This window comes from Streptomyces sp. SID12501, assembly GCF_010550245.1.
Lineage (GTDB): Bacteria > Actinomycetota > Actinomycetes > Streptomycetales > Streptomycetaceae > Streptomyces.
This window is the reverse complement of sequence record NZ_JAAGLU010000021.1, coordinates 40,954-66,661: the sequence shown is the minus strand read 5'-3', so window position 1 is coordinate 66,661 and position 25,708 is coordinate 40,954. Positions and strand designations below refer to the sequence as shown.

23 protein-coding genes and 1 pseudogene are annotated in these 25,708 nt (G+C 70.8%); 17 read left to right on the top strand and 7 right to left on the bottom strand.

Translation table 11 applies throughout. The features are described from left to right. Positions 1-133 precede the first annotated feature (133 nt). A complete protein-coding gene (locus G3I71_RS24970; protein WP_343243070.1) occupies positions 134-373 on the top strand; it encodes a winged helix-turn-helix domain-containing protein in 240 nt (79 codons plus the stop codon). Positions 374-384: 11 nt separating this feature from the next. Further along, positions 385-1,008 carry a nucleotidyltransferase family protein gene (locus tag G3I71_RS24965; protein ID WP_164317446.1) on the top strand — a complete coding sequence of 208 codons (624 nt, stop codon included), beginning with the start codon at positions 385-387 and terminating at the stop codon, positions 1,006-1,008. Positions 1,009-1,024: 16 nt separating this feature from the next. Here G3I71_RS24965 and G3I71_RS24960 read toward each other — a convergent pair whose 3' ends face one another. Then, entirely contained in the window at positions 1,025-1,528 is a 504-nt protein-coding gene (locus G3I71_RS24960) for a hypothetical protein (RefSeq protein ID WP_164317445.1), read from the bottom strand. Positions 1,529-1,713: 185 nt separating this feature from the next. Here G3I71_RS24960 and G3I71_RS24955 point away from each other — a divergent pair, with 185 nt between their 5' ends. Next, positions 1,714-2,805 (top strand): DMT family transporter, encoded by a 1,092-nt coding sequence (locus tag G3I71_RS24955; protein WP_239149340.1) that lies wholly within the window; start codon positions 1,714-1,716, stop codon positions 2,803-2,805. A 22-nt stretch (positions 2,806-2,827) separates the two neighbouring features. On the opposite strand, the gene G3I71_RS24950 is transcribed toward G3I71_RS24955, so the two are convergent. Beyond that, positions 2,828-3,286, bottom strand: a complete 459-nt coding sequence (locus G3I71_RS24950) for a TIGR03618 family F420-dependent PPOX class oxidoreductase (RefSeq protein WP_164317443.1) — start codon at positions 3,284-3,286, stop codon at positions 2,828-2,830. Positions 3,287-3,547: 261 nt separating this feature from the next. Here G3I71_RS24950 and G3I71_RS24945 point away from each other — a divergent pair, with 261 nt between their 5' ends. Continuing rightward, on the top strand, positions 3,548-4,024 hold the full coding sequence (locus G3I71_RS24945; RefSeq protein WP_164317441.1) for a hypothetical protein: 477 nt from the start codon (positions 3,548-3,550) through the stop codon (positions 4,022-4,024). Positions 4,025-4,078: 54 nt separating this feature from the next. Here G3I71_RS24945 and G3I71_RS24940 read toward each other — a convergent pair whose 3' ends face one another. Beyond that, entirely contained in the window at positions 4,079-4,795 is a 717-nt protein-coding gene (locus G3I71_RS24940; RefSeq protein ID WP_164317642.1) for a class I SAM-dependent methyltransferase, read from the bottom strand. A gap of 372 nt (positions 4,796-5,167) precedes the next feature. On the opposite strand from G3I71_RS24940, the gene G3I71_RS24935 reads away from it, so the two are divergent. The 8 genes from G3I71_RS24935 (at position 5,168) to G3I71_RS24900 (ending at position 15,427) form a co-directional block, all read left to right on the top strand. Next, positions 5,168-5,974 carry a TIGR03084 family metal-binding protein gene (locus G3I71_RS24935; RefSeq protein ID WP_164317439.1) on the top strand — a complete coding sequence of 269 codons (807 nt, stop codon included), beginning with the start codon at positions 5,168-5,170 and terminating at the stop codon, positions 5,972-5,974. Next, on the top strand, positions 5,971-7,692 hold the full coding sequence (locus tag G3I71_RS24930; protein WP_164317437.1) for an acyclic terpene utilization AtuA family protein: 1,722 nt from the start codon (positions 5,971-5,973) through the stop codon (positions 7,690-7,692). The genes G3I71_RS24935 and G3I71_RS24930 overlap by 4 nt, the downstream gene beginning before the upstream one ends. Beyond that, positions 7,689-9,302 (top strand): acyl-CoA carboxylase subunit beta, encoded by a 1,614-nt coding sequence (locus G3I71_RS24925; RefSeq protein WP_164317435.1) that lies wholly within the window; start codon positions 7,689-7,691, stop codon positions 9,300-9,302. The genes G3I71_RS24930 and G3I71_RS24925 overlap by 4 nt, the downstream gene beginning before the upstream one ends. Positions 9,303-9,313: 11 nt before the next feature. Next, positions 9,314-11,221, top strand: coding sequence for a biotin carboxylase N-terminal domain-containing protein (locus G3I71_RS24920; protein WP_203731261.1), 1,908 nt, complete (start codon positions 9,314-9,316; stop codon positions 11,219-11,221). An 81-nt stretch (positions 11,222-11,302) separates the two neighbouring features. Then, a complete protein-coding gene (locus G3I71_RS24915; protein ID WP_164317433.1) occupies positions 11,303-12,466 on the top strand; it encodes an acyl-CoA dehydrogenase family protein in 1,164 nt (387 codons plus the stop codon). 29 nt (positions 12,467-12,495) lie between these two features. Next, a complete protein-coding gene (locus G3I71_RS24910; protein WP_164317431.1) occupies positions 12,496-14,064 on the top strand; it encodes a 4-coumarate--CoA ligase family protein in 1,569 nt (522 codons plus the stop codon). Further along, complete coding sequence (locus G3I71_RS24905) at positions 14,061-14,798, top strand: enoyl-CoA hydratase family protein (protein WP_164317429.1); 738 nt, start codon at positions 14,061-14,063, stop codon at positions 14,796-14,798. The genes G3I71_RS24910 and G3I71_RS24905 overlap by 4 nt, the downstream gene beginning before the upstream one ends. Further along, a complete protein-coding gene (locus tag G3I71_RS24900) occupies positions 14,786-15,427 on the top strand; it encodes a TetR/AcrR family transcriptional regulator (RefSeq protein ID WP_164317428.1) in 642 nt (213 codons plus the stop codon). The genes G3I71_RS24905 and G3I71_RS24900 overlap by 13 nt, the downstream gene beginning before the upstream one ends. Positions 15,428-15,446: 19 nt before the next feature. Here the strand turns inward: G3I71_RS24900 and pdxH are convergent, their stop codons facing one another. Beyond that, positions 15,447-16,076: a pyridoxamine 5'-phosphate oxidase gene (pdxH, locus tag G3I71_RS24895; protein ID WP_164317638.1), complete on the bottom strand. Its 630-nt coding sequence runs from the start codon at positions 16,074-16,076 to the stop codon at positions 15,447-15,449. A 330-nt stretch (positions 16,077-16,406) separates the two neighbouring features. Here pdxH and G3I71_RS24890 point away from each other — a divergent pair, with 330 nt between their 5' ends. Then, positions 16,407-17,507 carry a citrate synthase 2 gene (locus tag G3I71_RS24890; protein WP_164317426.1) on the top strand — a complete coding sequence of 367 codons (1,101 nt, stop codon included), beginning with the start codon at positions 16,407-16,409 and terminating at the stop codon, positions 17,505-17,507. Between the two features lie 93 nt (positions 17,508-17,600). Continuing rightward, the gene (locus G3I71_RS24885; RefSeq protein ID WP_164317424.1) at positions 17,601-18,230 is read left to right on the top strand and encodes a lipoprotein; all 630 of its coding nucleotides are present in this window, start codon (positions 17,601-17,603) and stop codon (positions 18,228-18,230) included. A 343-nt stretch (positions 18,231-18,573) separates the two neighbouring features. On the opposite strand, the gene G3I71_RS24880 is transcribed toward G3I71_RS24885, so the two are convergent. Together G3I71_RS24880 and G3I71_RS24875 are read right to left on the bottom strand one after the other, a co-directional pair. After that, positions 18,574-20,799, bottom strand: a complete 2,226-nt coding sequence (locus G3I71_RS24880) for a sialidase family protein (protein WP_164317422.1) — start codon at positions 20,797-20,799, stop codon at positions 18,574-18,576. Positions 20,800-21,140: 341 nt separating this feature from the next. Then, positions 21,141-21,584: a GNAT family N-acetyltransferase gene (locus G3I71_RS24875; protein WP_164317420.1), complete on the bottom strand. Its 444-nt coding sequence runs from the start codon at positions 21,582-21,584 to the stop codon at positions 21,141-21,143. Positions 21,585-21,641: 57 nt separating this feature from the next. Between G3I71_RS24875 and G3I71_RS24870 the strand changes: the two are divergent. Beyond that, a pseudogene (locus G3I71_RS24870) lies at positions 21,642-21,975 on the top strand (GNAT family N-acetyltransferase). Positions 21,976-22,199: 224 nt separating this feature from the next. Then, positions 22,200-23,642, top strand: coding sequence for a PAS domain-containing protein (locus tag G3I71_RS24865; RefSeq protein ID WP_164317418.1), 1,443 nt, complete (start codon positions 22,200-22,202; stop codon positions 23,640-23,642). An 88-nt stretch (positions 23,643-23,730) separates the two neighbouring features. Here the strand turns inward: G3I71_RS24865 and G3I71_RS24860 are convergent, their stop codons facing one another. Continuing rightward, on the bottom strand, positions 23,731-24,519 hold the full coding sequence (locus G3I71_RS24860; RefSeq protein ID WP_164317416.1) for an SIS domain-containing protein: 789 nt from the start codon (positions 24,517-24,519) through the stop codon (positions 23,731-23,733). 290 nt (positions 24,520-24,809) lie between these two features. Between G3I71_RS24860 and G3I71_RS24855 the strand changes: the two genes are divergently transcribed. Continuing rightward, positions 24,810-25,502, top strand: a complete 693-nt coding sequence (locus G3I71_RS24855) for a metal-dependent transcriptional regulator (protein ID WP_164317414.1) — start codon at positions 24,810-24,812, stop codon at positions 25,500-25,502. The last annotated feature ends 206 nt before the right edge of the window (positions 25,503-25,708 follow it).

The window sequence follows — 25,708 nt, the reverse complement described above, 5'->3', positions numbered from 1 at the left end:
CTGGTGGCCATGCCCCCGGACGGCTTGCACCCGTCGCGGGGGTCTTACGTGGCCTCAAGATACGTCAAGCATTCTAGGCATGCTAGGGGTCCCCTGTATCGCATAACGGTCTAGGTATACGCATGCTGGAACAGTGATCGAATTTGTTCCCGACATCCCGCGTTGGCGCCAGGTGGCTGAAGTGGTGCGAGGTCGTATCGCCGACGGGACCTACGCCCCGCGTACACGCGTCCCCTCCGTTGTGCAGCTCACCGAGGAGTTCGGGATCGCCAACGCCACAGCTCACAAGGTGCTCCGGGCGTTGCGGGAGGAAGGGTTGACGTACACCGAGCCGGGCCTCGGCTCCTTCGTCGCCAAGCAGCCTGAGGCCTGAGCGCAGGGTTGATGATCGGTCGCCTTCCTCTTGATGAACAACTCCGGGCTCTGCGCGAGGTGTTGTCCCGCAACGACGTGTTGGTAGAGGTGCTGGCCCGTACGGCGACGCTGGATCTGCCCGGGTGGTACCTGACGGCCGGGTGCTTGTTCCAGACCGTGTGGAACGTGGTCACGGACAGGCCGCCCGCCGACGGCATCAAGGACTACGACGTCTTCTACTTCGACGACGGTGATCTGTCGTGGGAGGGGGAGGACAGGGTGATCCGAGCCGGGCGCGAGGTCTTCGCCGGCCTGCCCGCAGAGGTCGAGATCCGCAACGAGGCCCGAGTCCATCTCTGGTACGAGGAGAAGTTCGGCGTGCCATGCCCGCCGCACTCGTCCACCGAGGCGGCGATCGACAGCTTCGCGGCGACGACGTGCTGTCTGGGCGTACGCCTGGAGCGGGGCGGCCGATGGCGCGTGTACGCGCCGCACGGGTTGTCGGACGTGTTCAACCTCGTCGTCCGGCCGAACCCGGTGCTTGCCCCGCAGGCCGTCTACGAGGCGAAGACGGCACGGTGGCGGGAGCAGTGGCCCGAGTTGACCGTGCTGGACTGGCCTTGGTCGCGGGGGTCAGGGGGCGGCCGGAGTTGATGTCCTGAGGGGTAGGTCAAGCCTTCGGACTCACTCGGAGGGGGACCTCCGGCGGCTCGACCGGGCCGAAGTCCTCGCCGGCCGGGGTGGTGAGCTCGCGGTGCAGGTCCTTGTCGGCGTGGATCAGCGCGGTGGATTTCCACGCGGCGATCACAGGGGCGAGCAGGCTCACGTTGTCGAGGTCGACGGCTGCGCGCGCGGTCTCGACGAACTCGACGAGGAACTCGCGGACGGCCGCTTCGGGCAGGAAGCGCACCCATGGGAACGCCTCGGGAAAGACGTGCGTGAGGATCTTTGTCGCCTGGGGGTCGCTCTTCATCATGGCGACGAAGATCCGGGTGGTGGAGTCGACGACCTGTACGGCCTCGTCTGCTCGGGCGGCAGTGGTGAGGTACAGGTCTTCGGCGTCGCGGCGGTGCAGGCGGATGCCTCGGCGGGCGCTGCCCTGCATGCGGGCGACCGTGTCCTTGGGCTTCTGGATCAGCTCCGAGAAATTCGCTTCTATGGGCATGGCGGTCATGACTTCAAAACTACTTCAAAAGTCTCCGTGTGTCCATCAATGGCGCTGCCAGGCCGCCGGAGCGCGGGTCGGGGCGCCTCGGGCGCACGTGGGTTCGCATGCCCTTCCTGGTCCATTACTCTGGACGGTAGAGTGCATCTCATTGTACGGAGATCGCGCGTAAATCGTGGGAAGGCCCTGTGAAGATGCCCAGTGCTGAGCGTCTGCCCTCGTGGGCCGCCGTGGCGGGACCGGTCGTGCCCGCCGGTGCGGGTGACGTCGCGCTGCCCTCCGCCAACCTGCCTGCTCTCATCGTTCCCACCCCCGGGGGCTCTCGGGGGCGGCACCGGGGGGCGCGTAAGGGGTGGGGGACTCTGGGAGCCGTTGGGCTCGTGCTGTCCGGGGGGATATCCGTGCAGTTCGGTGGGGCGCTCGCCGTGACCCTGTTGCCCAGGGCCGGGGCCTTCGGGATCGTGACGCTGCGGCTGGTGACCGCCGCCGTGATCATGCTGCTGGTGTGCCGGCCCAAGGTACGCGGGTACTCGCGGGGCGACTGGGGAGTGGTCGTCCTGTTCGGCGTGACCATGGCCGCCATGAACGGGCTGTTCTACCAGGCCATCGGACGGATTCCGCTCGGTCCCGCCGTCACGCTGGAGGTGCTCGGGCCGCTCGTGCTGTCCGTCGTCGCCTCCCGGCGGGCTCTTAACTTCGCCTGGGCCGGTCTCGCGCTCGCCGGGGTCTTCCTGCTCGGTGGCGGCGGCTTCGACACCCTTGATCCCGTAGGGGCCGCCTGCGCCCTTGGCGCCGGTGTCCTGTGGGCGGTGTACATCGTCCTCAGTTCCCGTACGGGACGGCGGTTCCCGCAGGCCGACGGGTTGGCGCTCGCCATGGTGGTCGCCGCGGCGGCGTTTCTGCCGTTGGGCATCGTCGAGTCGGGCGGGAAGCTGCTCGACCCGGCCACCGTGGCCCTGGGTGCGGCGGTGGGCGTGCTGTCCTCCGTCCTGCCGTACACCCTTGAGCTTCTCGCTCTGCGGCGCCTGCCCTCCTCCACCTTCGCGATCCTGATGAGCCTGGAGCCCGCCGTCGCCGCGACCGCCGGGTTCCTGATCCTCGACCAGGCCCTCTCCGCCCCCGAGGCCCTCGCGATCTCCCTGGTCATCGTGGCGAGCATGGGGGCGGTACGGACACAGGTGGGCCGGAAGGAGGTCCCGGTTGTGGTTGTCGAGGAGTCCGCCGGATCTGCCGGATCTGCCGGATCGGATCAAGTGGCCAGGAAACCTTTGGAGTTGGAGGCCTGAGAGTGCTGCGTTGCGCGTCGCCCTAGACGCCGACCTCCAGTGCCGTTCCGTACAGCCGATCTGCCTTCAGGCGGATCACCAGTCGGCGCTCGGCCACCAACTCCTCCAGAAACGCCTGTTCGTCCTGCGGCCCGGCCTCCGCCGGGATCATCGCGAGCAACTCCCGCCCGACCGCGTCGCCCGGGACCGTCGTGACCTCGGATGCCTCCGCCTCGCCCTCCGCGACAGCGAACGACCACACGTCGCCGCCCGACACGTGCAGCGCCGCACGCGGGTCGCGTCGCAGGTGCTTGACCTTGATGCGGTCGGCCGTGGTGGAGAACCGCACGATGCGGGTCTGCGGATCCCAGCTGTAGAGCATGGTCGTCAAGTGGGCATGGCCGCTGCGCTTGTTGGTGGCGAGAGTGCCGAACTGCTGCTTGCCCAGAAGATCGGAGAGGGCTTCGTCGGACAGGGGGCGCGGTGCGGGGCGTTGGGTCATGAGCTGGGTAACTGCCCACCCAGTGCCCGGCATTCCACGGCAGCCGGGATTCGGCGACCGGCGACCGGCGACCGGCGACCGGCGAGCGGCGACTGGTGGCCGGTGGCCGGAAACCCGGAGCGACCGGCTGCCCCGCAAAGGTGGCAAACCGCAGGTGCCCTGGTGCAGTGCCGGCGCCGTAGACGATGGGCGCCGTTGTCAGTCCTGTCCTCTAGGTTGACGCTGTCCTCGTAAGGAGGGCGCGGAGGGCAGGGGTGCACGATGGGTGCGAGTGGCTGGGATTACGTCACGCCGTTCGACGGCAGTGTCGAACGCGCGCTGGAGAATCTGCACGCGCAGGTGTTCCAGGAGGACTACGGCGACGACGACACGTACAAGACGCTGGAAGAGCTGTACGCGGACGAGGAGTTCATGGGAGAGGAGGGAACCCACTCGATCCTGGACATCGACCGAGTGGTGCACACGACCAAGCCCCCTTCCGAAGGCAGGGCGGAGGACTTCGGGACCCTGCGCCCCCTCGCCCCCGACCGCATAGCCCACCACTTCGGCATCGACCGCCCGACGTCCGAGCAGTTCCAGGCGCGGCTCGACGAGGCGTACGGGGCGAAGGGCGGCCATGTGGATCCCAGGAGAGACCTGGTCGACGAGTGCCACATGCGATGGACGGGCCTGTACGTCGTCCTGTATACCGGCGACGAGCCGACCCACTTGGGCATCTTCGGCTGCTCGGGCGACTGACCCGGCAAGCCGACGGCGACCTGCGAACGACCGAGCCGCGCCCGGTGCAGTGCCTCAGGCGGTCGGCTTCTCCCACACCGACACGTGCTTCGTGCTCTCGCTCGTGAACGGCTCCCGCGTCCACCCGTCCCACCGTTCGCGCAGCCGCATCCCGGCCAGCTGGGCCATCAGGTCGAGCTCGGACGGCCACACGTACCGGAACGGAATCGACCGGTACGACCCGCGCCCGTCCACCACCTCGACGTAGTTCGAGCTGGTCGCCTGGGTGGCGACGTCGTACACGTCGAAGGCCCAGCGCGTCGGGCTCGTGTGGAACGGTACGACGTTCTGGCCGGGCGGCAGGCTGCGCAGCCGAGGCACGCTGACCTCGATGACGAAGGTCCCGCCCGGCGCCAGCTGCGCCGCGACATTGCGGAAGCACGCCACCTGCGCCTCCTGCGAGGTCAGGTTCATGATCGTGTTGTAGACGAGATAGGTGACCGAGAAGTCCCCGTCCGTCGTCTCGGCCCTCGTTGCCGAGAAGTCCCCGATCGTCACCCCGATCGCGTCCCCGCCCTGCTTGGCCCGCAGCCGGGCCACCATCGCCCGGGACATGTCGATCCCGTGCACCTCGACCCCGCGCCGCGACAACGGCAACGCGATACGACCCGTCCCGATCGCGAGTTCGAGGGCCCGTCCGTCACCGGCCAGCTCGGCCAGGAAGTCGGCCGCCGGTTCGATGGCGGCGGGCGTGAACATGTGGGAGGAAGGGTCGTCGTACCTCGCGGCCACGGCTTCCCCGAAGTAGCCGTCTTCGCCCTCGCCCTCGCCCTCGCCCTCGCCCTCGCCCTCGTCATCGTCGTCTGCAGCTCGTCCTTGGTCGGATCCGGTGTCTGAGGCAGTCACCGGGGGACCGTACTGCGGGGCGCGACCGCGGTGCATCCGAATTTGGCAGCGGATCCACCGGCTGAACCGACGGAACTGATCGGACCGGCCGAACCGACGGAACTGATTGGATCGGCTGAACCTGGGCCCGCCCCGCCAGGATGCCCCTCTTTCAATGCAAGCACGCTTGCTTGTTTATGGTGGTGCTGCCATCCTTCGGAACGGACCGCATCACGCCGCAACGCCCGGCACGCCGTCGTGCCCGAAAGGAAGCGCCTCGTGTCCGACCCGTCGGCCGTCATCGACGACCTGCGCCAGGAGGGCGCCCAACTCGACCAGCTGGTCGCCGAGTTGGGTGCAGAGCAGTGGGCTCTGGACACCCCCGCCCCTGCCTGGACCGTCGCCCACCAGATCGCGCACCTCGCCTGGACCGACCACTCCTCCGTGCTGGCCGTGACCGACCGGGCCGCCTTCGACCGTGAGGTGGAGAAAGCGCTGACCTCGCCAGGGGACTTCGTGGACAACGGCGCCGAGGAGTGGGCGGAGAAGCCGCCCGCGCGGTTGCTCGCGGACTGGCGGGCCGGGCGCGAGGCCCTGGCGGACGCCCTGCGTGCGGCACCCGACGGGGCGCGGTTCCCCTGGTACGGGCCGCCGATGTCCGCCGCCTCCATGGCGACCGCCCGGCTGATGGAGACCTGGGCCCACGGCCTGGACGTGGCCGACGCGCTGGGCGTACCCCGGATCGCCCCCACCGCCCGGCTCCGGCACATCGCCCGACTCGGTGTCCGCACCCGCGACTTCGCGTTTGGTGTGCACGGGATGGCCCCACCGTTCGACGAGTTCCGCGTGGAACTCGTCGGCCCCGCAGGGGAGTTGTGGACGTACGGTCCGGAGGACCCGAAGCACGCGGTCGGCCTGGTCACCGGCCCCGCCCTCGACTTCTGCCTTCTCGTCACCCAGCGCGCCCACCGCGCCGACCTCGCCCTGCGCGCCGAAGGCGACGACGCCGACCAGTGGCTCGACATCGCCCAGGCCTTCGCGGGACCGCCGGGCAACGGACGCGCACCGGAGGGGCGCACACAGTGACCGCCCCCCAGGACTACCCGGCCCCCCTGCGCATAGGCAACGCCTCCGGCTTCTACGGCGACCGTTTCGACGCCATGCGCGAGATGCTGGACGGCGGCCAGCTCGATGTCCTCACCGGCGATTACCTGGCCGAGCTGACGATGCTCATCCTGGGCCGCGACCGGCTCAAGGACCCGTCGGCCGGGTATGCCCGTACGTTCCTGCGGCAGTTGGAGGAGTGCCTCGGGCTCGCCCATGAGCGCGGGGTGCGGATCGTCGCCAACGCCGGTGGCCTCAACCCGGCGGGTCTCGCGGAGGACGTCCGAAAACTCGCCGACCGACTCGGCATCCCCGTCCGCGTCGCCCACGTCGAGGGCGACGACCTCACCGTCGGCCATCCCGACAGCCTTGCCGCACACGCCTACTTGGGCGCCTTCGGCATAGCCGCCTGTCTGCGCGAGGGCGCGGACGTCGTCGTCACCGGCCGGGTCACCGACGCCGCCCTCGTCGCCGGGCCCGCCGCCGCCCACTTCGGCTGGGGACCGGAGGACCACGACCGGCTCGCGGGCGCGGTGGTCGCAGGGCATGTGCTGGAGTGCGGTACGCAGGCCACCGGCGGCAACTACGCCTTCTTCGCCGAGCACATGGGCGACTCCAGGTCCGTCCTCCGCCACCCCGGCTTCCCCCTCGCCGAGATCCACCCAGACGGCACGAGCGTCATCACCAAGCATCCCGGCACCGGTGGCGTCGTCGACATCGGCACGGTCACCGCCCAACTCCTGTACGAGACACAGGGCGCCCGGTATGCCGGCCCCGACGTGACCGCCCGCCTCGACACCGTCCGCCTCACCCAGGACGGCCCCGACCGGGTACGTGTCCACGGCGTACGAGGGGAAGCGCCCCCGCCCACCCTCAAGTTGGGCCTCAACCGGCTCGGCGGATTCCGCAACGAGGTCACCTTCGTCCTCACCGGTCTCGACATCGACCTCAAGGCCGCACTCGTCCGGGACCAGCTGGAAACCACGCTCTACGCGGCCAAGTCCCGTCCCGCCGAAGTCAGTTGGACCCTCGCCCGCACCGACCACCCCGACGCCCCCACCGAGGAGACGGCCAGCGCCCTGCTCCGGCTCGTCGTCCGAGATCCCGACCAGAACACCGTGGGCCGCACCCTCAGCGCCGCCGCCGTCGAACTCGCCCTCGCCAGCTACCCCGGGTTCCACGTCCTGGCGCCCCCCGGGAAGGGCGCCCCCTACGGGATCTTCGAGGCGGAGTACGTTCCGCAGGACGCCGTGGACCATGTGGCCGTCCTGGACGACGGGCGCCGGATCCCCGTACCCCCGCCGCACGACACCCTCGTACTGGAAGAGCAGCCGAAGCCGCCCCTGCCCGACCCCCTGCCGCCCGGTCCGACCCGCCGCGCACCCCTCGGGCTCGTCGCCGGTGCCCGCAGCGGTGACAAGGGCGGCAACGCCAACGTCGGTGTCTGGGTGTGTAACGACGAGGCCTGGCGCTGGCTCGCCCACACCCTCACCGTCACCCGGTTCCGTGAACTGCTCCCGGAGACCGCCGAGTTGACCGTCGTACGCCACACCCTCCCGAACCTCCGCGCTCTCAACTTCACCGTCGAGGGCATCCTCGGCGAGGGCGTCGCCGCGCAGCACCGCTTCGATCCGCAGGCCAAGGCGCTCGGCGAATGGCTGCGCTCCCGGCACCTCGACATACCGGAGGCACTGCTTTGACGGTCCTGACCTCCAGCCTCGACACCACAGGCGTGACAGGTGCGGACTTCGCGTCCCACCGCGAGTCCATGCTCGGCAAACTCGCCGCCCTCGACGCCGAGCACGCCAAGGCGCTCGCGGGTGGCGGCGAGAAGTACGTCGCCCGGCATCACGCCCGCGGCAAACTCCTCGCCCGGGAACGCATCGAGCTGCTCCTCGACCCAGACACGCCCTTCCTGGAGCTGTCGCCGCTCGCGGCCTGGGGGAGCGAGTACGCGGTCGGGGGCTCGCTCGTCACCGGTATCGGGGTCGTCGAGGGTGTGGAATGCCTGATCACGGCCAACGACCCGACCGTGCGCGGCGGTGCCAGCAACCCCTGGAGCCTGAAGAAGGCCCTGCGCGCCAACGACATCGCGCTCGCCAACCGGCTGCCCTTCATCAGCCTCGTCGAGTCCGGCGGCGCGGATCTCCCGTCCCAGAAGGAGATCTTCATCCCCGGGGGGGCCGTCTTCCGCGACCTCACCCGGCTCTCCGCCGCCGGGATTCCCACGGTGGCGGTCGTGTTCGGGAACTCCACCGCCGGTGGGGCGTACATCCCCGGCATGTCCGATCACGTGATCATGGTCAAGGAGCGCGCCAAGGTGTTCCTCGGCGGGCCGCCCCTCGTGAAGATGGCCACCGGGGAGGAGAGCGACGACGAGTCGCTGGGCGGCGCCGAGATGCACGCGCGCGTGTCGGGCCTCGCCGACTACTTCGCCCTCGACGAGCACGACGCCCTGCGCCAGGCCCGCCGGGTCGTCGCCCGCCTCAACCACCGCAAGGCGTACGCCGATCCGAGCCCGGCCGACGTCCAGCCGCCCAAGTACGACCCCGAGGAACTGCTCGGCATCGTGCCCGGCGACCTGCGCACCCCCTTCGACCCGCGCGAGGTCGTCGCCCGCATCGTCGACGCCTCCGACTTCGACGAGTTCAAGCCCCTCTACGGGACCAGCCTCGTGACCGGCTGGGCCACCCTCCACGGCTATCCGGTCGGCATTCTCGCCAACGCCCAAGGGGTCCTCTTCAGCGCCGAGTCGCAGAAGGCCGCCCAGTTCATCCAGCTCGCCAACCAGCGCGACATCCCGCTCCTCTTCCTCCACAACACCACCGGCTACATGGTCGGCAAGGAGTACGAGCAGGGCGGGATCATCAAGCACGGCGCGATGATGATCAACGCGGTCTCCAACTCCCGAGTCCCCCACCTCTCCGTCCTCATGGGGGCGTCTTACGGCGCCGGGCACTACGGCATGTGCGGGCGCGCCTACGACCCCCGCTTCCTCTTCGCCTGGCCCAGCGCCAAGTCCGCCGTCATGGGCCCCCAGCAGCTCGCCGGCGTGCTGTCGATCGTCGCCCGCCAGTCGGCCGCCGCGAGGGGGCTGCCGTACGACGAGGAGGGCGACGCCGCGCTACGGGCCATGGTGGAGCAGCAGATCGAGGCCGAGTCCCTGCCCATGTTCCTCTCCGGGCGGCTGTACGACGACGGCGTCATCGACCCGCGCGACACCCGAACCGTCCTCGGCCTGTGCCTCTCCGCGATCCACACCGCCCCCTACGAGGGCGCCCGCGGCGGCTTCGGCGTCTTCCGGATGTAAGGAAATCAACGATGCCTGGGGAACCAACTGTGATCACCTCCGTACTCGTCGCCAACCGTGGGGAGATCGCCTGCCGGATCTTCCGCACCTGCCGTGAGCTGGGTATCCGAACGGTCGCCGTGCACTCGGACGCCGACGAGAACGCCCTCCACGCGCGCGTGGCCGACGCGGCGGTACGGCTGCCGGGGGCCGCCTCCGCGGACACGTATCTGCGCGGCGACAGAATCGTGAAGGCGGCGCTGGCGGCGGGCGCGGACGCGGTGCACCCCGGGTACGGCTTCCTGTCGGAGAACGCCGGCTTCGCACGTGCCGTACTCGACGCGGGACTCGTGTGGATCGGCCCGCCCCCGGCCGCGATCGAGGCGATGGCGTCCAAGACGCGCGCCAAGCAGCTGATGGGGCTCAAGCCGCTGACGGACGTCACCGAGGCCGACCTGCCGGTACTGGTCAAGGCCGCGGCGGGCGGTGGTGGGCGCGGAATGCGCGTCGTACGCGAACTCGCCGAGCTGGAGGGTGAGTTGGAGGCGGCCCGCGCCGAGGCTCACAGCGCCTTCGGCGATGGCGAGGTCTTCGTCGAGCCGTACGTGGAGGGCGGTCGGCATGTGGAAGTCCAGATCCTGGCCGACAACCACGGCACGGTGTGGGCGCTCGGCACCCGCGACTGCTCCCTCCAGCGCCGCCACCAGAAGGTGATCGAGGAGTCCCCGGCCCCCGGCATCCCGGAGACGCTCACCGCGGAACTCCACGAACTGGCCGTACGGGCGGCCCGTGCCGTCGACTACACGGGCGCCGGCACGGTCGAGTTCCTCGTGGGGGAGGACGGCAGGGCCCACTTCCTGGAGATGAACACCCGCCTCCAGGTCGAGCACCCGGTCACGGAGGCGGTCTTCGGCATCGACCTGGTGGCCCTCCAGATACGCGTCGCGGAGGGCTGTGCTCTTGAGGCTCTCGACGCTCTCGAAAACAGCCCCCCACGCGCGCGTGGCCACGCGATAGAGGCCCGCCTGTACGCCGAGAACCCGGCGGCGGCCTGGACCCCGCAGACCGGCACCCTGCACCGCCTGGCAGTCCCGGCGGCGGAGAACGTCCGCCTGGACACCGGCTACGCCGACGGCGACCCGATCCCCGTCCACTACGACCCGATGCTCGCCAAGGTCGTCGTACACGCCCCCACGCGCGCGGAGGCGATCCGCAAGCTGGCGGGCGCCCTGGAACGGACGACGATCCACGGCCCGATCACCAACCGCGACCTCCTTGTCCGCTCCCTGCGCCACGAGGAGTTCACGACGGCCCGTATGACCACGGGCTTCTACGACCGCCACCTCCCCGAACTGACCGAACCGACCCCCGATCCCCACGCACCCCTGGCCGCCGCCCTGGCCGACGCCCACGGCCGCTCCCGCTTCGGCGGCTGGCGCAACCTGCCCGCCCAACCGCAGGTCAAGCGCTACGCGACGGCGGACGGCGAGGAGCACGAGGCGAGCTACCGCCACACCCGCGAGGGCCTGACGGCGGAGGCGGCGGGGGAGAGGGAGGGGGTCCGGGTCATCCACGCCGACGCGCGTCTCGTCGTACTCGAAGTGGCCGGCGTGCGAAGGAAGTTCGAGGTGACGAGGTACGGCGACGAGATCCACGTCAACCACACGACCCTCACCGCCCTGCCCCGCTTCCCGGCCCCGACGGCACAGCACGCCCCGGGTTCCCTGCTGGCGCCCATGCCGGGGACGGTGGTCCGGGTGGCGGAGGGCTTGGCGCCAGGAGCCCCCGTACAGGCCGGACAGCCCCTCCTGTGGCTGGAGGCGATGAAGATGGAACACAAGATTGCCGCTCCCGCGACAGGCACGCTCACGGCCCTTCACGCCACACCTGGACAACAGGTAGAGGTCGGCATGTTGCTGGCAGTAGTGGATCAGACCTAGGGGCGCGGGGAACTGCGCGACAAGCCACGACGCACCCGTAGGCACCACACAACCGAAACCCCCTCCCCCTTAGGGATTTCCATGACCATGATCGAATCCGAAGAGCACAAAGCACTCCGCACCGCAGTCTCCGCCCTGGGCAAGCGCTACGGCCGTGAATACCTGGCCACAGTCACCCGAGAAAACCGCCACCCCACCGAACTCTGGGAAGACGCAGCCAAACTCGGCTACCTCGGCGCCAACCTCCCCGAGACCTACGGCGGCGGAGGCGGCGGCATAGCCGAACTCTCCATCGTCCTCGAAGAGTTGGGCGCCGCAGGCTGCCCCCTCCTCATGCTGGTCGTCTCCCCGGCGATCTGCGGCACCGTCATCGCCCGCTTCGGCACGGACACCCAGAAACAGGAATGGCTCCCCGGAATCGCCGACGGCACCCGCACCATGGCCTTCGGCATCACCGAACCCGACGCCGGCTCCAACAGCCACCGCATCTCCACCACGGCCCGCCGCGACCCGGACACCGGCGACTGGCTCCTGACCGGCCGCAAGGTGTTCATCTCGGGCGTGGACATCGCGGACGCCGTCCTCATCGTCGGCCGTACGGAAGACTCCCGTACGGGACGGCTGAAGCCCTGCCTGTTCATCGTCCCGCGCGACGCCGAAGGCTTCAGCAGGCGCCGGATCGACATGGACATCGAGTCCCCGGAGAAGCAGTTCGAGCTGACCCTCGACGACGTACGGCTGCCCGCCGACGCGCTCGTCGGCGACGAGGACGCCGGGCTGCTCCAGCTCTTCGCCGGGCTCAACCCGGAACGCATCATGACGGCCGCGTTCGCCATCGGCATCGGGCGGTACGCGCTCGGCACGGCCGTCCGGTACGCCAAGGAGCGCACCGTCTGGAAGGAGCCCATCGGCGCCCACCAGGCCGTCGCGCATCCCCTCGCCCAGGCGCACATCGAACTCGAACTCGCCCGCCTGATGATGCAGAAGGCCGCCGCGCTGTACGACGCCGGTGACGACGTCGGCGCGGGCGAGGCGGCCAACATGGCCAAGTACGCGGCCGGGGAGGCCTGTGTGAAGGCCGTCGACCAGGCCGTGCACACCCTCGGCGGCAACGGCCTCACACGGGAGTTCGGGCTCGCCTCGTTGATAACGGTCGCCCGCGTGGCTCGTATTGCTCCGGTGAGCCGCGAGATGATTCTCAACTACGTCTCCCACCAGACCCTGGGCCTGCCCAAGTCGTACTGACCCGGCACGGTTTTGCGCGAGGAGGAACCATGTTCCGCAGCGAGTACGCAGACGTCGAACCCGTCGATCTCCCCATCCACGAGGCGGTGTTGGGCCGGGCCGCCGAGTTCGGCGACGCGCCCGCCCTCGTCGACGGCGTCGACGGCACCACCCTCACGTACGACCAACTGGACCGTTTCCACCGGCGGATAGCCGCCGGACTCGCCGAGGCGGGCGTCCGCAAGGGCGATGTCCTCGCCCTGCACAGCCCGAACACGATCGCCTTCCCGACCGCCTTCTACGCCGCCACGCGCGCGGGTGCCACCGTCACGACCGTGCATCCGCTCGCCACCGCGGAGGAGTTCGCCAAGCAGCTGCGCGACTCGGGCGCCAACTGGATCGTCACCGTCTCACCGCTCCTGGAGGCGGCCCGCGAGGCGGCCGAACGGGCCGGCGGCGTACGGGAGATCTTCGTCTGCGACAGCGCGCCCGGGCATCGCTCGCTCATCGACATGCTCGCCTCGACCGCGCCCGACCCGGAGATCGGCATCGACCCGGGAGAGGACGTGGCGGCCCTCCCGTACTCCTCCGGGACGACCGGTATCCCCAAGGGGGTGATGCTCACGCACCGTTCCATCGCCACCAACCTCGGACAGCTCGCGCAGTGCGTCTCGGTGGCCCCCGGTGACCGCATCCTGGCCGTGCTGCCGTTCTTCCACATCTACGGCCTGACGGCCCTCATGAACATGCCCCTGAAGCAGGGCGCCGCCGTGGTCGTCCTGCCGCGCTTCGACCTCGACACGTTCCTCGCCGCCATCGAGAAGCACCGCATCACCGGCCTGTTCGTGGCCCCGCCGATCGTCCTGGCCCTCGCCAAGCACCCGGCGGTCGCGAACCACGACCTGTCGTCCCTGGAGTACATCATCAGCTCCGCCGCTCCCCTGGACGCGGCGCTCGCCGCCGCCTGCTCGGAGCGGCTCGGCCTGCCCCCGCTCGGCCAGGCGTACGGCATGACGGAACTGTCCCCGGGCACCCATGTCGTCCCCCTGGACGCCATGCGCACCGCCCCTCCCGGGACGGTCGGCAAGCTCCTCCCGAACACCGAGATGCGGATCCTCTCCCTCGACGACCCCGACCGGGACGCCGACGCCGACGAGGCCGGCGAGGTCGCCATCCGCGGCCCCCAGGTGATGAAGGGCTACCTCGGGAACCCCGAGGCGACGTCCGCGATGATCGACGCCGACGGCTGGCTGCACACCGGGGACGTCGGCCGCGTCGACGACGACGGCTGGCTGTTCGTCGTGGACCGCGTCAAGGAACTCATCAAGTACAAGGGCTTCCAGGTGGCCCCCGCCGAACTCGAAGCCCTGCTCCTCACGCATCCCGGTATCGCCGACGCGGCTGTCATCGGCGTCTACAACGAGGACCACAACGAGGTCCCGCACGCCTACGTGGTCCGCCAGCCGTCCGCCACCGACCTCTCCGAAGGAGAGGTCATGATGCACGTCGCCGAGCGCGTCGCCCCGTACAAGCGCGTCCGCCAGGTCACCTTCATCGACGCCGTACCGAGGGCCGCCTCGGGCAAGATCCTGCGCCGCCGACTGAGGGAGAAGTCTTGACACCGGCAGTGACCGCCACGCGCGCGCGTGGCATCGCCACGCTCACCCTGGACGCGCCCGCGACCCGCAACGCCCTGTCCGCGCACCTTGTGCGGGACCTCGCGGACGCGCTCACGGACTGCGGCAAGGACCCGGCCGTACGCGCGGTCGTCCTCACGCACACCGGGAACACGTTCTGCGCGGGCGCGGACCTGAAGCAGCCGCCCGACCCGGCGGCCTTCGTCGGCCTGCTCCGGCAGCTCCTGGAGCTGCCGAAACCGGTGGTCGCACGGGTGACCGGCCACGTACGGGCGGGCGGCCTCGGCCTGCTCGGCGCGTGCGACCTCGCGATCGGCGGACCGGAGACCTCGTTCGCGTTCACGGAGGTACGGATCGGAGTCACGCCCGCCGTCATCTCGATGCCGCTGCTGCCCCGCCTCGACCCGCGTGCCGCCGCCCGCCACTACCTCACCGGCGCCCGTTTCGACGCCGTGCAGGCCGCCCGTACCGGCCTGCTCACGGAGGCGGCCGAGGACGTCGACGCGGCCCTGGAGCCGATCCTCGACGGGCTGCGCAGGGCTGCGCCGGGCGCCCTGGCGGAGACGAAGCGGCTGCTCACGGCTAAGGTGCTGGAGATCTTCGACCGGGACACCACCGAGCTGACCGCCCTGTCGGCACGGCTGTTCGCCTCCGCCGAGGCCCGCGAGGGGATGACAGCGTTCCTCGAACGACGGGACCCGGTATGGACGCTTTGACACGCGAACCAAGACGCGAACCCAAACGCGAATCAAGACGCGAACCCAAGCAGGACCGCAGCCGGGTCACCCGCCAGCGCCTGCTGGAGGCCGCCGTGGCCTGCCTCGCCGAACACGGCTGGGCCGGCTCCACGGTCTCCGTCGTCGCGGAACGCGCAGGCGTGTCCCGGGGCGCCGCCCAGCACCACTTCCCGACCCGCGAGGACCTGTTCACGGCCGCCGTCGAGTACGTCGCCGAGGAACGCTCCACCGCGCTGCGCGCCCTCTTCCCCGAGGGCGCCGCCAACCGCCGCGCGGTGGTCGCCGCCCTGGTCGACCTCTACACCGGCCCCCTCTTCCGCGCCGCCCTCCACCTCTGGGTGGCCGCCTCGAACGAGGAGCAACTGCGCCCGCGCGTAACCGAGTTGGAGGGCCGCGTGGGCCGAGAGACGCACCGTATCGCGGTGGACCTGCTGGGTGCCGACGAGTCCCGTCCGGGCGTACGGGAGACGGTCCAGGGCCTGCTGGACATGTCCCGGGGCCTGGGCCTGGCGAACCTGCTCACGGACGACGCCGGACGCAGGGACCGGGTGGTGGCCCAGTGGGCGACCCTGCTGGACGAGTCCCTGGACCGGCCACCGGCACCGTGACCCCTCACCGCCCGGCCGGTCAGGGGCTGAGCCGCTCCACGCGCCAGCTCCCGTCCGCCTCCGCCACGTACCGCAGCCGGTCGTGCAGCCGGTTCTCGCGCCCCTGCCAGAACTCGACCGTCTCCGGGGCCACCCGGTACCCGCCCCAGTTCGGCGGCACCGGCACCTGCTCGCCCTCCGGATAGCGGGCGGCCAACTCGGCGTACGAGCCTTCGAGTTCGTCCCGGGAGCGGATCACCGAGGACTGCTCGCTGGCCCAGGCGCCGAGCTGGGAGCCGTGCGGCCGGGTGCGGAAGTAGGCGGCCGTCTCGTCGCGCCCCGTACGGCGTGCGACGCCCGTGACGACGACCTGGCGGCCCAGCGGCAGCCAGGGGAACAGCAGCGAGACGTACGGATTGGCGGCCAGGTCGCGCCCCTTGCGGGAGCCGTAGTTGGTGAAGAAGGTGAAGCCCTGCTCGTCGTACTGCTTCAGCAGCACGGTACGAGAGGAGGGCCGCCCGCCGGCGTCGGCGGTGGAGACGACCATGGCGTTGGGTTCGACGAGCCCGGCGTCCGCGGCGGCCTGCCGGAACCAGCGCGCGAACTGCTCCATGGGACCGTCGGCCAGCTCGCCCTCGGCGAGGCCGTCGGAGCGGTACTGCTTGCGCATGACGGCGGGGTCGACGGGATCGAGTGGGCCGTGGGAGGGGGCGGCGTCGGGGTCGGTCACACGGTCATCCTGCCGTATCGCCGCCGTCACCGAGCGAAATCGAGCGGCATCGAGTGGCACTGAGTGCCGCAAGGGCTCCCCAAAGGTGGCACCCGGGGATATCGTGCTGTTGCCCCTCCGGTTGGACGACCGGCCGAACGGGGCATCAGCCAGGTGACCGTTTCGGACCGCGAGCAGTGTGAAATGGCCGTGGAACCGCACCGGACACAAATCTCGCGCACCCGGCCGCACGGCCGTACCCCTGTCGCACACATCAAGAGGAGCCGCCTGATGTCCGACTTCGTACCCGGACTTGAGGGAGTAGTCGCTTTCGAGACGGAGATCGCCGAACCGGACAAGGAGGGTGGCGCACTCCGGTACCGGGGCGTCGACATCGAGGACCTGGTCGGCCACGTCTCCTTCGGCAACGTCTGGGGCCTGCTCGTCGACGGCGCCTTCAACCCCGGCCTGCCGCCCGCGGAGCCGTTCCCGATCCCGGTGCACTCCGGCGACATCCGGGTGGACGTCCAGTCGGCGCTGGCGATGCTCGCCCCCGTCTGGGGCCTGCGCCCGCTCCTCGACATCGACGAGCGGACGGCCCGCGACGACCTGGCCCGCGCCGCCGTCATGGCCCTGTCGTACGTCGCCCAGTCGGCGCGCGGCCAGGGCAACGCCATGGTCCCGCAGCGCGAGATCGACAAGGCGCAGTCCGTCGTCGAACGCTTCATGATCCGCTGGCGCGGCGAACCGGACCCGAAGCATGTGGCCGCGGTGGACGCCTACTGGACGAGCGCGGCCGAGCACGGCATGAACGCGTCCACCTTCACGGCACGCGTGATCGCGTCGACGGGCGCGGACGTGGCGGCGGCCCTGTCGGGCGCGGTCGGGGCGATGAGCGGCCCCCTGCACGGAGGCGCCCCCTCCCGGGTCCTCGGCATGATCGAGGAGATCGAACGCACGGGCGACGCGGAGGCGTACGTGAAACAGGCCCTGGACAAGGGCGAGCGCCTGATGGGCTTCGGCCACCGCGTCTACCGGGCCGAGGACCCACGCGCGCGCGTGCTGCGCCGCACGGCCCGGGAGCTGGGCGCCCCGCGCTTCGAGATCGCCGAGGCCCTGGAGAAGGCCGCGCTGGCGGAGCTGCACGCCCGCCGCCCGGACCGGGTCCTGGCGACGAATGTCGAGTTCTGGGCGGCGATCGTCCTGGACTTCGCCGAGGTCCCGGCCCACATGTTCACGTCCATGTTCACCTGCGCCCGCACGGCCGGCTGGTCCGCCCACATCCTGGAACAGAAGCGCACCGGCAGGCTCGTACGCCCGTCGGCCCGCTATATCGGCCCGGGGACGCGGAACCCGCAGGAGATCGAGGGGTACGAGGGGATCGCGCGCTGAGGTCGTCACCCGGTCGGGCTGCCCCGACCGAGTACGACGGACTGTGACCCGCTCCGATAATGTGACCCGCTCGAACGAGGGGAGACACGGCACATGCTGGTCGGGGCGGGGAACGGACGGCGCGGGTTGGTCCAGGTGACGCTGCTGGTGGCGGCACTGGCGGGCTCACTCACGGGCTGCTCGAAGGCAGCGGACGACGACGCGAAGACGAAGGTGACCGCGACCGCCTCGGCGACGGCGGACGGGGTGGGCGCCAAGAGCGGCGGCAGCATCGGAGCCGACGGCTCGGCCTGCGAGCTCCCCGTCACCTTCGACATGGCCGAGGACTGGACGGCGGAAGCCGTCGAAACGCCTCTGCGCCAGGGCCCGGTGTCCCTCGTGTGCGAGGTGGACGCCAAGCCCGCCGGGCACATCGGCTTCCTGCGCGTCTGGACCGGCGATCCGGGCGCCGACGACGCCCGCACAGTGCTGGAGGCCTTCATGGCAGCCGAGACCGGTGCGAGCAAGGCGCAGTACAGCACGTTCAAAGCGGGCCCCCTCGCCGGCGTCGAGGTGAAGTACGCGTACAAGACCGAGTTCGACGACGAGGCGAAGACCGAGCGCGCCCTCGCCGTCACGACCCCGCGCGGACCGGTCGTCGTACACCTCGGAGGTCTGGACACCGAGGAACACGAGGCGATGCTCCCGGCGTACGAACTCGCCAAGCGCACCCTGAGGGCTTGAGAAACCTGGGGCCTGAAGAACGCAGACGACCCGCGAGCTCGGTCCCTCCGGAGGAGGGGCCGGCCGGACGTACCGGCGAGCTCGCGGGTCGGGTGACTGCGTTGGATTCGGCCGGCTGCGTGTCAGTCGCCCACGCTGGTCCGGCACCGCATTGAACGTGGTGGCGAGCCGCTAGCCCGCAGCCACCTCACGCGTCCGGGTTTCACTCATGTACCCGATCACCTCCCATCATGTGTAAGCCACACCCTAGGAAGCGATCGACCGCGCATCAACCGATTTATCGAAGAGGTCGGGACGGAGACGACGGAGACGACGGAGACCACGGTGACGGCTGGGACGGCTGTCAGGCGGTCTGCCCGAACTGGATGCCCCGGCCGTTGGTGGCCAGGTACACCATGCCGGGAATGCGGGGGTCCCCGGTGATGGCCTCGCCGAGCCAGCCCCACTGGTGCTGGTCGTCGTTGATGCGCCGCCAGGTCTTCGCGGCGTCGTCGGAGCGGTAGACGCCGGTGACGCCTCCCACGGTGGCGACGTGGTAGACGGACACGTAGGAGGCGCCGTCGGCCGCCGCGCCGAAGCCGAGCGTGAGCGAGGCCTGGCAGCTCGTGACCTTCGCGAAGGACCTGCCGCCGTCGGTGGACCGGTACAGCCCGTTGCCCTTGGTGCTGAGCCACAGGTCTCCGGAGCGTCCCGGCGCCGCGACGAGCTTGAACCCGGCATCGCCGGAGGGGAGTCCGGTGGCCCGGGCCGTGAACGTCAGCCCCTTGTCGGTGCTGGCGAACAGCTTTCCGGTGGCGGTGTCGTACGCGTACAGGACCGCGGGGTCGGCCGGGTCCGCCACCGGCGTCGCGCCGATGGGGAAGGAGGCGACCTCGGACCAGGTGGCGCCGTTGTCCGTGGAGCGCTGGGTCGGATGCTTCGAGCCGTCCCAGTGCACGAAGGACCACACCAGGACGCTGCCGTCGGCGGTGGTGGCGATCGGCCCCGGTGCCTCCTTGGCGATGGACGGCTGGGACTTGAAGGGCGTCCAGGTCTGCCCGCCGTCGTTCGAGAAGGCGCCGTTGCCGTTGTCACCCGTGCCCGTGCGGACCACGTACGACGGCTTCTTCGCGGCCTGCGCGAGGCCCGTCGCCGTGGTGAAGAGGGGGTTGGTCGCCAGACCGCCGGCCGGAGACGCCGTGAGCCGGTCGTGGTAGAGCGTGCCGATGTCCCGTGAGCCGCTGAGCAGATGGGCCTGGCCGGTCGGGGGCGAGATCAGGAAGAGCACCGACGTCTCCTCCAGGCCACGGATCTGCGGGGCCCACTTCTTCAGGTCGCGGGTGCCGTAGAGGGTGGCGCCGGTGCCGTAGACGATGTGCCGGGAGTCGAACGGGTCGACGGCGACCATCTGGATCCACCAGCCGAACGTCGGCGCGGCCTTGCCCCACTTGAGGTAGGGGGTCTCCGACACGTCGATGGTCGCCGAGTCCTTGAGGGAGGTCCAGGTCCGGCCCCCGTCGGTGGTGCGGAACAGGGTGTCGCCCGACGACCAGCGGTTGTTGGTGGTGACGACGACCGTGCCGGTGCGCTGGAGGTCGACGGCGGCCCCGCCGTATCCGAAGCCGTCGGCGCCGCCGGGCTTCACCGGTGTCACGTCGGTCCACGTACCCGTGGTGACGGCCAGTTTGCGCACGCTGCCGTTGAACTGGCCGTTGGGGCCGGGGGCGTCGGCGTACGTCACGTACAGCTCCTTGGCGCGGCTGTCGTACGCGGCCCGCATCGGCATCTTGGCCGCGGGCCCGGCCGGCTGTCCCGGGACGGGTACCCACTTGGTGCCGTCGGTGGTGCTGTACAGGGTGACCGCGGCCGAGGTGCCGTCGCCGTCACCCCAGCCGGCGTACAGGGTGCGCCCGGCGGCGACGAGGACGGTGACGCCCTGGCCGGAGGCGCTGGGCTTGGGCGGGAAACCCGGCGCGGCGCCCCAGGTGGCGCCCCGGTCCGTCGACTTGAGGAGACCGTCGTGCCGGGTGCCCAGCCAGAGGGTGTCACTGTTGCGCGGGTCCACGAGGAGGCGCTCGCCCGTGCCCCGCCCGTCCTCGTTGGAGCCGAGCTTCACGGTGAGGTCGGTACGGGTCCAGGTCGCCCCGCGGTCGTCGGAGCGCAGGAACGCGCCGTTGCCCGCCCACGACTGGGTGTAGCTGCCGAGGGCGAGGTAGAGGCGGTCCGGCTTGGCGGGGTCGATGGCCAGGGACTCGACGCCGAGGAGGTTCGAGTCGTCCTGGCTGAGCCAGTCCAGCAGCGGGATCCAGCGGGCCGCGCCGTCGTCCCAGCGGTAGGCGCCGCCCATGTCGGTACGGGCGTAGGCGAGCCCCTTGACGGCGGGGTGGAACACCACGCCGGTGACGAATCCGGTGCCGCCGATGACCACGTTGTGCCAGTCGTAGGGCGCCGCGGCGGGTGCGGTCCCGATCGTGGATTCCGTGGCCTGGGAACGGCCCTGGAGGGACGGGAGGCCGACGAGCGCGGCGGTGGCGGCGCCGGCGGCGGTCCCGGCGAGAACGGAACGCCGACTCAGATCGGACGCATGCATGACATACCTCAATCTGTGGAGCTGAGGGGGAGGAGGTCGGGCCACGGTGCGGGTCGGTGACGGTGACCGACTCGAACGATGATCACTCCGGGTCATTGTGCATGCGCACTGTGTGGTTGACCGCCTGGCTACGCCGAAGGGCGGAGCGTGTTGCCGGGGCTCCGGGAAGGGTTCCGCGGCGGGGTCTCGCGTAGGGCTTCGCGGTGGGCTTCACAGAAGGTCGCAGAGGGTCACGGGAGGTCGCAGGGGATCACAGGGGGGTGCTACGGCGGGCTACGGCGGGCTCTGCGCGAGAAGGGACGTTCCTGCGGCCTGCGCCTCGAACCGGCTTCCGTCGGCGCTCATCCGGCCGGCGCGCGCACCATGAACACGTCCACCGGGTCCTCGCGCTCGACCGTGAACCCGTGCCGCTCGTACAGCCGCCGGGCCGGGCTGCCCTGGAGCACGTCCAGCCGGACGCGGATGCCCTCGCTGTCGCACCGTTCCAGCAGTTCGCGCAGGATGCCCGAACCGATGCCGGTGCCCTGAAGCCTCGGGTCGAGGTAGAAGTGCTCCAGCCAGTGGGCGTCCTCGGCCGGGCGCAGGGCCACGCAGCCCGCGAACTCGCCGCCCACCTCGATCACCCAGGTGTGGGCCGCCTCGAACCCGTCCCTGAACCGCTGCCGGACGCGCTGCTCGTCGTAGCGCCCGAGTCGTTCCAGATCCGCCCGCATCACGACGGCGCGCAGTTCCGCCACCGCCTCCACGTCCGACGCCGACGCCGGTCGTATGTCCCAGTCAGCCATGATCGGCACGGTACTACTCCGTTGACGCACTCCCGGAGCGTGCGATTTCCTGGCGCCGTGTCTGATCTTCGTATCGTCCCCGTGAGTGATGTCGACGAGGTCGCGCTCGAGGACTGGCGGCACGTCCACAACGTGATCGTCCCGCCCGCTGCCATGTCCCTCGACGACGTACGTGAGCGCGGCGCGCGGGTTCGGGGCCGAGATGTACGGGCTGGGCCTCGCGCTCGCCCGGGAGCTGGGGGCCGGCCGGATCGAGACGGTCGTACTGGCCGTCAACGAGGACGGGCTCGCCTTCGCGCGCGGCCACGGTTTCGTTGAGGTCGAGCGGTATGTGCTGGACGGGGAGAGCGACCTCTGGGTCGATCTGCGGCTGGCGGGCGCGGAATCATGAGGGCGCGGGATCGTGAAGGCCGCGGACGTTCCGGACGGTCGGTTTGGTCCGGCGGTGGTGGGGCAGGAGGGGCTTGTTCCCGGACTACGGCGAATTTCCGCCGTGCAACGATTTCCTTCGAACTTGGGGGAACCCGATGTGTGCTGTGTCACGTTCGAGTTGAATGATGGTGAGTGAGCGAACCGTCGCGCAGTACGTGCGGACGCGGCCTGCAGGGGGTCCAGGTGAGTGCTTCCCGGCGTAGTGGGACCACCGACGAGCTGGGACCGGACGAGCCCGAGAGGGACGGCCCGGAAGGCTCGGACGGCGGTGGGTTCGACCTGCTCGCAGCCCTTCTCGACGGCATGGACGCCGCCCTGTGCGCCTTCGACGTGGACGGGGTGGTCACCCACTGGAACCGGGAGGCCGAGCGGATTCTCGGATGGACCGCCGCCGAGGCCGTCGGGCGGCACGGGTTCGCCGGATGGGCCGTGCGCAAGGCCGACGCCGAGGAGATCGAAGGGCGGCTGCTGTCCGCGATGCACGCCCCGGGCCGCCAGGTGCACGAGTTCGCGCTGCTGACCAAGGACGGCGGGCGCGTGCTCGTACGGACCCAGTCGGCCGCCGTGCGCGGGCCCGACGGCAAGCCCGCCGGGCTGTACTGCGCCTTCAGCGAAGTGCACGCGCAGATCGACCTCGAGCGGTCGATCGCGCTGAGCGAGGCCCTGTTCGAGGACGCCAGCTGGGGTGTCGTGCTCGTCGACGCCGATCTGCGGCCCGCCGTCGTCAACGCGCACGCCGCCCGCGCGCTCGGCACCGGCCGTACCGCCGTGCTCGGGCGGCCCCTCGGGGAACTCCTCGCGCAGGGTGTCGAGGAGCTGGAGAGCGCGCTGACGCACGTACTCGCCGAGGGCGCGCCGCCCGCTCCCGCCGAGATGTGGGTGAGCGTGCGGACGCCCGAGGGCGAGAAGCGGCGCTGCTGGCGGAGCGGGTTCCTGAGGCTGGCCTCGCCGCTCACCGAGGAGCCGGTTCCCCTCGGGGTGGGATGGCTGTTCCAGGACATCACCGAGAGCAAGCAGGTCGAGCAGGAGGCGGCGCAGCTGCGGTTCCGCACCCACCAGCTGCACCGCGCCGCACGGGCCTCCGCCGAGTGCGAGGACCCCGCCGAGGCCGCGACCGTGCACCTGGACTTCGCCCTCGCGGGCTTCGCCGACCACGCGCTCATCGACCGGATCGCCGTCATCGGCGGCGAGGCGGCCGACGGTACGGCGGACGACGGGGACGGGCCGGTACGGCTGGTCCGCATCGCCGCCACGCCCTCCGGGGCGCCGGGGCCCAGCGTCCTCGCCGGCCAGGCCGGACTGCCGGTGGGCTACGGCGACGGGCACCCGGCCCTGCAGTGCGTCGAGCGGGCCGGGTCCGTGCGGGCGAGCGCCGGGTCGTACGCCGCGGAGCAGGCCCACGCGTGGGCCGTCCAGCGCCGGTGGCCGCCCGACTCGGTCCACGCGCTGTGCGCGGTGCTGCGCAGCCGGGGCCGCACCCTGGGCGTCGTGACGTTTCTGCGGGGTACCGGAAGGAGCCAGTTCGAGCGCACTGACGCGATGTACGCGGAGGACGTGGCCGCCCGCATCGCGACGGCCCTGGACCTGGCCGGTCTCGGGGAGCAGGACGGCCGTCGGGCCCCGTAAGGGGCGCGGGGAACTGCGCGACCAGCCACGAACCGGCCGGCAGTTTTGCTACCCGCCGATCCAGCCCGTTCCGCCCATCCTGCGGAGCTCATCGCTCGTAGAAGATCCGGTCGCCGTACTGCTTCAGGATGCGGGCGTTCCAGTCGTGGCCGCCGTCCACGTTGCCGGAGCGCAGCAGCGGGGGCTCGATGCCCCGCTCCGCCAGGATGCCCGCCGCCGTCGCCATGACCGACTGGAGCAGGGCCGACGTGACGACCGTGGAGGCGGGGGCGAAGGGCGCCGGGATGGTGTCGAGGGTGAGCTCGGCGTCACCGGGGGCGATCTTCGAGTCGAGTACGACGTCGCAGTGGTCCTTGAGGAACGTGCCGGAGGAGTTCCGGGGCGTCGTCTCCGTCGCGTACGCCACCGAGGTCACGCCGATGACCCGCACGCCGAGTGCACGCGCGTGCAGCGCCATCTCCACCGGGAGGGCGTTGCGGCCGGAGAGGGAGATGATCACGAGTACGTCCCCGGAGCGCAGCGGTGACGTGTCCAGGACGGCGGTGGCCAGGCCGTCGACACGCTCCAGGGCGGAGCCCAGCGTGGCCGGCATGACGTCGACGCCGACGACGCCCGGGACGGCCAGCAGGTTCATCAGGGCGAGGCCGCCCGCGCGGTAGACGAGGTCCTGTGCGGCGAGCGAGGAGTGCCCGGCCCCGAAGGCGAACAGGCGCCCCTCGGCCGCCACGGTGTCGGCGATGAGCGTGGCGGCGGCCGTCACGGCGTCCGCCTCCTCGTCACGCACCCGCCGCAGCAGCCCGATCGCGGCGTCGAGGAACTGCCCGGCCAGTTGCCCGGCCTGCTGTCCGGTCGGCTTGCTGTCGCTCAGTTCCGGCATGTCCGGGGCCCCTCGGAGGTTCGAAGCGTCTTCGAAGTGTCTTCGAAACGTCTGCGTCGCCGATCACGGTGAGGTCTGGACCACTGCCCTGTCAACAGCGCGAGCGGCCGTTCCCGCGCCCGTCGCCGTACCCTCGGGGAAACGTGGTGTCTACCCGGCCGCGAGGATCTGTAACCGTGTGGTTCCCCCGCGGCGGCACGGTTGTCAGTGGTATGCGTCAGAATTGAAGCCAGGGCCAGCGCACGCGCCGGAGCCGTCGAGCCTCCGGCACATCTCATCAAGGGGCACGAATGTCCGGACTGATCGATACGACGGAGATGTATCTCCGCACCATCCTCGAGCTGGAGGAGGAAGGTGTGGTCCCCATGCGCGCCCGGATCGCCGAGCGGCTGGACCAGAGCGGACCGACGGTCAGCCAGACCGTGGCGAGGATGGAGCGGGACGGTCTGGTCGCGGTCGCCAGCGACCGGCACCTCGAGCTCACGGACGAGGGCCGCCGCCTGGCCATCCGTGTCATGCGCAAGCACCGCCTCGCGGAGTGCCTGCTCGTCGATGTGATCGGCCTGGAGTGGGAGCAGGTCCACGCGGAGGCGTGTCGCTGGGAGCACGTGATGAGCGAGGCCGTGGAGCGCCGCGTTCTCGAACTCCTGCGCCACCCCACCGAGTCGCCCTACGGCAACCCGATCCCGGGCCTGGAGGAGCTGGGCGAGAAGGACGGCGCGGACCCCTTCCTCGACGAGGGCATGGTCTCGCTGGCCGACCTCGACCCGGGTGTGGACGGCAAGACGGTCGTCGTACGGCGCATCGGCGAGCCCATCCAGACGGACGCGCAGCTGATGTACACGCTGCGCCGCGCGGGTGTGCAGCCCGGTTCGGTGGTCAGCGTGACGGAGGCGGCCGGCGGGGTGCTGGTCGGCAGCGGCGGCGAGGCGGCAGAGCTGGAGGCGGACGTGGCCTCGCACGTGTTCGTGGCGAAGCGCTGACCCGGCCTCCGCTGCCGCACCGTCAACTCCTCTGACCTAGGAGGAACTTGCCGGGTTCTGGGATCCGTGCCGTTCCAGGGCGCCAATCCAAGATTCAGTGTGCGGAATCGCAGCGCTCGGCCGTTTCGCGTGCCACGCTGTCGCGAAGGCATATGACTTGAGGGCTCTTGGCCGGGTTCGGCAGCGGTGGCGCCCGGCGGGGAGGG

Coding starts and splice junctions, on each gene's coding strand:
- G3I71_RS24965 (WP_164317446.1), top strand. CDS start 385: ATGATCGGTCGCCTTCCTCTTGATGAACAACTCCGGGCTCTGCGCGAG.
- G3I71_RS24960 (WP_164317445.1), bottom strand. CDS start 1,528: ATGACCGCCATGCCCATAGAAGCGAATTTCTCGGAGCTGATCCAGAAG.
- G3I71_RS24955 (WP_239149340.1), top strand. CDS start 1,714: ATGCCCAGTGCTGAGCGTCTGCCCTCGTGGGCCGCCGTGGCGGGACCG.
- G3I71_RS24950 (WP_164317443.1), bottom strand. CDS start 3,286: ATGACCCAACGCCCCGCACCGCGCCCCCTGTCCGACGAAGCCCTCTCC.
- G3I71_RS24945 (WP_164317441.1), top strand. CDS start 3,548: ATGGGTGCGAGTGGCTGGGATTACGTCACGCCGTTCGACGGCAGTGTC.
- G3I71_RS24920 (WP_203731261.1), top strand. CDS start 9,314: ATGCCTGGGGAACCAACTGTGATCACCTCCGTACTCGTCGCCAACCGT.
- G3I71_RS24915 (WP_164317433.1), top strand. CDS start 11,303: ATGACCATGATCGAATCCGAAGAGCACAAAGCACTCCGCACCGCAGTC.
- G3I71_RS24910 (WP_164317431.1), top strand. CDS start 12,496: ATGTTCCGCAGCGAGTACGCAGACGTCGAACCCGTCGATCTCCCCATC.
- G3I71_RS24900 (WP_164317428.1), top strand. CDS start 14,786: ATGGACGCTTTGACACGCGAACCAAGACGCGAACCCAAACGCGAATCA.
- pdxH (WP_164317638.1), bottom strand. CDS start 16,076: ATGCGCAAGCAGTACCGCTCCGACGGCCTCGCCGAGGGCGAGCTGGCC.
- G3I71_RS24890 (WP_164317426.1), top strand. CDS start 16,407: ATGTCCGACTTCGTACCCGGACTTGAGGGAGTAGTCGCTTTCGAGACG.
- G3I71_RS24885 (WP_164317424.1), top strand. CDS start 17,601: ATGCTGGTCGGGGCGGGGAACGGACGGCGCGGGTTGGTCCAGGTGACG.
- G3I71_RS24880 (WP_164317422.1), bottom strand. CDS start 20,799: ATGCATGCGTCCGATCTGAGTCGGCGTTCCGTTCTCGCCGGGACCGCC.
- G3I71_RS24875 (WP_164317420.1), bottom strand. CDS start 21,584: ATGGCTGACTGGGACATACGACCGGCGTCGGCGTCGGACGTGGAGGCG.
- G3I71_RS24860 (WP_164317416.1), bottom strand. CDS start 24,519: ATGCCGGAACTGAGCGACAGCAAGCCGACCGGACAGCAGGCCGGGCAA.
- G3I71_RS24855 (WP_164317414.1), top strand. CDS start 24,810: ATGTCCGGACTGATCGATACGACGGAGATGTATCTCCGCACCATCCTC.